1 protein-coding gene is annotated in these 2837 nt (G+C 70.3%); it reads left to right on the forward strand.

Features of this window, described 5'->3' with window-relative positions; all coding sequences use genetic code 11:
* On the forward strand, positions 1-2837 hold a 2837-nt coding region (locus A9X04_RS02165; RefSeq protein WP_156764183.1), incomplete at both ends, for a non-ribosomal peptide synthetase.

Raw genomic sequence — 2837 nt, forward strand, 5'->3', positions numbered from 1 at the left:
GGTCGGGGTGGTTCACGTCGACGACCGCCAGGTCGAACCCGTCCAGCCGGCCGGCCAGGCACGCCGCCCCCGCCCCCCGCGCCCGACGACCTCGCCCACATCATCTACACGTCCGGCACCACCGGCGTGCCCAAAGGCGTTGCGGTAACCCAGCACAACGTCGCGCAGCTATTCGACGCCCTGCAGATCGGCATCGCGCTATCGCCGGATCAGGTGTGGACCCAGTTCCACTCCTACGCCTTCGACTTCTCGGTGTGGGAGATCTGGGGGGCGCTGCTGCACGGCGGGCGCCTGGTGGTGGTGCCCGAGTCGGTGTCCCGCTCGCCGGAGGAATTCCACGCCCTGCTGGTGGGCGAGGGGGTCACCGTGCTCACCCAGACCCCGTCCGCCGTCGGGTTGCTCCCGACCGACGGGCTGGACGGGACCGCACTGGTGATCGGCGCGGAGCCCTGCCCGCCCGAGCTGGTGGACCGTTGGGCACCCGGACGGGTGATGGTGAACGTCTACGGCCCCACCGAAACCACGATGTGGGCGTCCAAGAGCGCTCCGTTGCAAGCGGGTTCGGGTTTCCCGCCGATCGGGTCCCCGGTCACGCGGGCGGCCTTCTTCGTGCTCGACGAATGGCTGCGGCCCGTGCCGGCCGGCGTGGTCGGCGAGCTGTATCTGGCCGGCGACGGCGTCGGCGTCGGGTACTGGCGGCGCTCGGAGTTGACCGCCTCGCGCTTCATGGCCTGCCCGTTCGGCGCGCCCGGGACTCGCATGTACCGCACCGGCGACCTGGTGTGCTGGGGTCCCGACGGGCAACTGCGCTACCTGGGCCGCGCCGACGAGCAGGTCAAGATCCGCGGCTACCGCATCGAGCTCGGCGAAATCCAGTCGGCGCTGGGCGCTTTGGACGGGGTGGAGCAGGCGGTGGTGGTCGCGCGCGAGGACCGGCCCGGTGACAAGCGCCTGGTGGGTTACGTCACCGGGACGGCGGACGCGGGCAGGGCCCGGGCCGCGCTCGCCGAGCGCCTCCCGGCCTACATGGTCCCGGCGGCCGTGGTCGTACTCCCTGCCCTGCCCATGACGGTCAACGGCAAACTCGACACCCGCGCACTGCCCGCACCCGACTATCGAGACGTCGACAATTACCGCGCCCCTACCACCGCGACCGAGGAGATCCTGGCCGGCATCTACGCCGAGGTGCTCGGCGTCGAACGCGTCGGTGTCGACGACTCGTTCTTCGATCTCGGCGGCGACTCGCTATCCACGATGCGGCTGATCTCTGCGGTCAATTCGTCGCTGGACACCGACCTCCCGGTGCGCGTCGTGTTCGAGGCGCCGACGGTCGCGCAGTTGGCGCCCCGCATCGACGAGGGGGTGGGCCGGCTGGCGCCGCTGGTGGCCGGTGAACGCCCGCCGGTGATCCCGTTGTCCTTTGCCCAGAGCCGGTTGTGGTTCATCCAGCAGTTGCAGGGGCCGTCGCCCATCTACAACATGGCGGCCGCGTTGCGGCTGAGCGGGTGCCTCGATGCCGACGCGCTGCGCGCGGCCCTGGCCGATGTGGTGGGGCGCCACGAAAGCCTGCGCACCCGATTCCCCGCCCGCGGCGGAACGCCCCAGCAGGTGGTGGTCCCGGCCGAGGACGTCGACTTCGGCTGGGACGTCGTTGATTCCACCGGACGGGCGGACGGCGAACTGGACCGGGCCATCGCAGCGGCGACCCGCTACACGTTCGATCTGGCCAACGAAACCCCGCTGCGCGCAAAGCTTTTCGCCCTGGGCGAGCGGGAGCACCTGTTGGTGATCGTGGTGCACCACATCGCCGCGGACGGGTTGTCGCTCACGCCGTTGGCCGCCGACCTGAGTGAGGCGTACGCCAGCCGGTCCGCGGGGCAGGCGCCGGGCTGGGCCGACCTTCCCGTGCAGTACGTCGACTACACGCTGTGGCAGCGGGCGCAATTCGGCGAACTCGACGACAGCGACAGCGCGATCGCGGCCCAGCTGTCCTACTGGCAGGACGCCCTGGCGGGCATGCCCGAACGGTTGCAGCTGCCCACCGACCGGCCCTACCCGCCGGTCGCCGATCAGCGCGGGTCCAGCGTGGTCGTCGACTGGCCGGCGGAGCTGCAGCAGCAGGTCCGCCGGGTGGCCCGCGAGCACAACGCGACCACCTTCATGGTGGTGCAGGCCGCGCTCGCGGTGCTGCTGTCCAAGCTCAGCGCGAGTTCCGATGTGGCGGTGGGCTTCCCGATCGCTGGGCGCCGCGACCGCGCGCTCGACCAGCTCGTCGGTTTCTTCGTCAACACGCTGGTGCTGCGGGTCGACCTCGCCGGTGACCCCAGCTTCACCGAACTGTTGACGCGGGTTCGGGAACGCAGTCTGGCGGCCTTCGAAAACCAGGACGTGCCGTTCGAGCTGCTGGTGGAGCGGCTCAACCCGGCCCGAAGCCTGACCCACCACCCGCTGGTGCAGGTGATGCTGGCCTGGCAGAACTTCGCCGGAAACGACGATCCCGCCACCGGTCTGACGCTGGGCGAGCTCGAGGTCACCTCCGTGCCGGTCGACACCGAGTCGGCGCGAATGGATTTGGTGTTCTCCCTGGCCGAGCGCTGGACCGAGACGGGCGAGGCCGCGGGGATCGCCGGTCGGGTGGAATTCCGCACCGACGTATTCGACGCGCGGAGCATCGAGACGCTGATCGAACGTCTGCAGCGGGTGTTGGTGGCGATGGCGGGTGATTTGTCGCGGGTGTTGTCGTCGGTGGATCTGGTCGGCGATGCAGAGCGCGCGCGTCTGGAAGGGCTTGGTAATACGGCGGTTTTGACGGGGCCGGCGGCTTTGCCGGTGTCGGT

The sequence above is a fragment of the Mycobacterium sp. E3247 genome (assembly GCF_001667785.1).
Taxonomy (GTDB): domain Bacteria; phylum Actinomycetota; class Actinomycetes; order Mycobacteriales; family Mycobacteriaceae; genus Mycobacterium.